A 4,160-nucleotide genomic window follows, 5' to 3' on the forward strand; every position below is an offset into this window, starting at 1 on the left:
TGACGGACAAGGACGGCAACGTCGTCCCCCCGCCGGCCTACGTGCCGCCGCCGCACCATGCCTCATACCGGTATTTTCGGCATTCGCAGGCGGCGGCGAACGTGTTCGACGGCTACCGCAACATGTTCCTGGCGCTGGAATCGGTGCTCGATCACATCGCCCCGAAGCAGCACGGCGAGGGCGAGACCGACTGGCTGACGAGAGCGCTCGGCGTGGCCGTTCAGGCCCACGCCGACCTCGCGCCCTTCGTGAGGACGCCGGGCAAGGATCCCGTCGCGTCCTTCATCGACGCGCACTACGCCGCTGTCCGCTGCGCGGTGTTCCATGCGAAGAGTTCGGCCGGGCGGAGGCTGGCGCCCGGATCTCTCGACGCCCATGACGTTGTGCTGCACCAGCTCTTGGCCTTGCAGAAGCTGGTCGAAGACCTGCTCAAGCGCCTGTTCAAGGCGCGGCTGCCGCAGAGCGGCTTCTTCCACTCGGGTTTCGGCGATCTTCTGGCAAAGCTGGCGCCGGTCACGCGCCTCCTCGGCGGACCCGTCGAAACCCCGACGGTCGAGCAGCTCCTTGCGGAGACGGATGACTATCCGGAGGGGAGCATCTTCGACGTGACGTTCGATGGCCGGAGGGCAGGCACGACCGACGAATGGATCTTCCGCTCGGAACTCAAGTGCGCGGAGCTGCCGTTCGCACGCATCGGGGCTCTGCGCCTCATCGCGTACGTCCCAGACCGCTCGAAGCTCGGCGCCATGGGCATGTTTCTGGTCCCGATCATGGAAAAGATGAATGTCACGACCCTCACCACGGACCTCGACTTGGCGGGCGTGGGCAAACTTGTGGTCCTCGTGCGTTGCGTCCTGCGCAACGTGCAGGGTCCGCGCCGCGGCTTTGCTGCATAGTCGAAGAACGGGGCGACGGCACACGGCGCCTCATTCGCTGCGAGGCTAGACGCGGATGGAGCTGGGCCTGACCCCATGGCCGTACCCTCTCAGATCGTTGGAGTAGCACTCAGTTGCGTTCATCCAAGATAGGGGGAACAAGGCCGGGACTGAAGTATGGATTGTCGGAGAGGGTGTGACTCGGACCATTGCCGCCGACTACGAGCGATCATTCTTGGCCCCAACTAGTCGTTCCACCGCCGCCGCCTTGTGCTCCGGCGCCAGGTGGGCGTAGCGCAGCGTCATCACGAGATTGCCATGGCCGAGAAGCTCACGGACGGTGTTCAGGTCGACACCGGCCATGACCAGCTTGCTGGCGAACGTGTGGCGCAGGTCGTGAAAGCGGAATCCCTGTACCCGTGCGTTCTTGAGGACGGCGGTCCATCCCTTCCGAACGTACTTGATCCGCTCCGTGCTGGTGCCGCTCGAGAACACGTAGGCGAGGGAGTCCGCGTCGGCCGCTCTATGCGAGTCGAGCGTCTTCACCGCCTCCGAGTTCAGCGGCACGTGGCGAGTCTGGCCACTCTTGGCACCGCTCCCCCGCACGGTCAGGGTCCGCTTTGCGGTGTCGACGTCACCCCACGTCAGACGAAGCAATTCGCCGCGGCGCAGTCCTGTGTTCAAGGCCAAGAGGACAAGAGGCGTCAAGTGATCCGAGAAGATGCCGAGTGACGGCCAGGGCGCGTAGTCCCGTTCGCGCCGCCAGCCGTTTGCCGACTCCCGAGCCGCACGGCGCGTGTCGTCCCGTTGGGCCAGTGCGGAACGCAGTCGGAGCTCCTCCTCGGCTGAGAGGTAACGAACGACCCCCGACTCGTCTTCGGTGCTTCGCCTCATCTGGCGAACGGGATTGGTCGACAACGAGCCCCACTCCACAGCCCGAGATAACGCGGCTTGGAGCGCAGCGAGGTCCCGGTTCATCGTTGAGCCCGATACCTTTGCTGGCTCCGATCTTTCATCGGTGCGGCGATGATGGCTACGACGCGTGGCGCGCCAGCGGTCGACGCGCGCCGCGGTCAGTTCTGGCAGCTTCACATCCAGCAGCGCGCCAAACGCCCACCGAATCCGTTCCACCTGTCCGGTGCGCCCCTGATGGGTAGCGCTCATCCAGGGCTCGTAATGTTCGTCCAGGAAGCGACGCAAGGTGAGCCCGTCGTCCGCAATCCGCTTGGGCAGCGTCTCCCCCAGCTTGGCCTTCGCCCTCAGGGTCTGCGCCGCTTCGCGGGCGTCGGCAAGGCTCACTTCATCGAGGCGACCAAGCGACACCCACGTTCTGTCGGGCAGTTGAACTCTCCACGAGTGCACGCCTGTCGGACGAGCCCTCAGGACGAACCCCGGCACTTTCGGGTCGCGGTAGTCTACGACCCGGTCGGGCGCGTGCCGCTGCGTGGTACGAACCAATTCGGTAGAGATCACGTTTTTCGACATGGCAAACTCCCTTGGTAGTCCTGGCGGAGGCTGCAGGCGCATCAGGCGATGCCTAGTCGAATGGAGGACTCAGAGGATCGTAGCACCCCCAAGGACAGAATCAAGGGTGCGTAGGGGGTGCGGATTCGTTTGGAGACAGAAGGAGACAACAGGAGCAGGCGGGATAGTGACTCGCACCCTTTGCGCCTGATTCTTTCGATCTTGGGGAGTGAGGGATACCGCTGGCGATGGCCGCAGAGGGCTTGCTCGGCCTTCTAAGCCGGGGGTCGCAGGTTCGAGCCCTGCCGGGCGTACCAAACTAACTCATTTCGATACAATTACTTACGCAGCCCGCATCGAAACGCCCGCGGCGCGCGCCTGCCTTGCGGAGGCAACTGGAGGCCGCCTGAGGCCACCTCACGTTGTCAGTCGTTTGTCAGTCGAGGCCGGTGGTTCATCCAGGCCAGGTCAGAAATGCAGCGCTGGCAATCACGCAACCGCGTGTTATTGCATTGTCGCGATGCATTTCGGGTCTCTGCGACCCCCGGCTCTTTGGGCAAGTGGGTCGCAGCCCTATGGGCTGGCGCAGGTCTCGCGTTGTCAGTCAATTGTCAGTCGTCGGTATTTGCTTACTGGTCGCCCAGATGCGCCACGGTCTCGACAGTGATTGTCGTCGCGCGGTATGGCTGCGCTGTCGGGCCCGCAGTTCCGCGTGGCGCTACGGAGCGCGACGCAGTGGCGTGTGGCTGATACGCCGGCCTCGCGCAGGTCGTCGTGAGTCGGCAGGCTTCCGTACACCTCGCGCGCCCTCCTGAACAGTGCACGGACGCGCACGTCGACCTCGGCGTCCCGGCGGGCATGTGCCGACAGCCGACGCCGCGGACCGCCGTCCCGGCGAGGTGGAGGTCGCGGGCCACCGTCCACACGCTACTCCCCTCGTCGAGGACCAGGGCGAGCCGCTTGGCCTGTGAAATCGTCGCCGGGGCCGGCGCAGCGGGGTCCGGGGGCCAATCGGGCCATCGTAGCCACCTTCGCCGATGTGTCCACGCGATCGGATCAAACCTAGTACCGGCGCTACCCCCTCTCGGCGAGGGTGGGCCTAGCTGGCAACGCCATGTGAACCGCCCCGGGTTCTCCGGAGGGCTCCAACGTTGAGAGGATGGAGTCCATGGGACGACCCAGTCAGTACTCGCCCGAGCTGAGAGCGCGGGCAGTCCGGATGGTGCAGGAGCACGTGCATGAGTACCCGTCGCAGTGGGCCGCGATGAAGTCGGTGGCCGAGAAGCTCGGGTGCACGGTGGAGGCGCTCCGACGGTGGGTGCGCCAGGGCGAGCAGGACGAGGGCACCCACCCCGGCCTGAGCACGAGTGACAAGGCCCGGCTCAAGGAGCTCGAGCGCGAGAATCGCGAGTTGAAGCGCGCCAACGAGATCCTGCGGAAGGCCTCGGCGTTTTTCGCACAGGCGGAGCTCGACCGCCGACCGAAGTGATGGTCGCCTTCATCGACCAGCACCGCGCCGCGTATGGGGTCGAGTCGATCTGCCGGCAACTGCCGATCGCCCCGGCGACGTACTACGCCACCAAGCAGCAGCACGCCGAGCCGGCGCGGCGCAGTGCCCGCGCACAACGCGACGCGGCGTTGCGCCCCGTCATTCAGCGCGTCTGGGAGACGCACTACCGCGTGTACGGCCCGCGCAAGGTCTGGCGCCAGCTGCGGCGCGAGGGCCATCACGTGGCGCGGTGCACGGTGGAGCGCCTGATGGCGGGGCTCGGCCTGCGTGGCGCGACCCGCGGCCGCGCGTGGACGGTGACCACGCAGACA

The 4,160-nt window shown here is 65.9% G+C and carries 2 protein-coding genes, 1 pseudogene and 1 other annotated feature; of the genes and pseudogenes, 2 read left to right on the forward strand and 1 reads right to left on the reverse strand.

What is annotated here, in order from left to right; all coding sequences use genetic code 11:
• Positions 1-896: hypothetical protein (locus tag Q0C41_RS30245; protein ID WP_291990559.1), on the forward strand; the 896-nt coding region annotated here is incomplete at its 5' end.
• A 198-nt stretch (positions 897-1,094) separates the two neighbouring features.
• Here the strand turns inward: Q0C41_RS30245 and Q0C41_RS30250 are convergent.
• Positions 1,095-2,360, reverse strand: a complete 1,266-nt coding sequence (locus tag Q0C41_RS30250; RefSeq protein WP_291990561.1) for a site-specific integrase — start codon at positions 2,358-2,360, stop codon at positions 1,095-1,097.
• Positions 2,361-3,507: 1,147 nt separating this feature from the next.
• On the opposite strand from Q0C41_RS30250, the pseudogene Q0C41_RS30255 reads away from it, so the two are divergent.
• Positions 3,508-4,160 (forward strand): annotated as a pseudogene (locus Q0C41_RS30255) (IS3 family transposase); the annotation flags it as partial.
• Positions 3,786-3,902 (forward strand) — a sequence feature (AL1L pseudoknot). Its footprint overlaps the pseudogene before it by 117 nt.

Origin of the sequence: Luteitalea sp., from assembly GCF_022842525.1 — a bacterium.
Taxonomy (GTDB): Bacteria; Acidobacteriota; Vicinamibacteria; order Vicinamibacterales; family Vicinamibacteraceae; genus Luteitalea.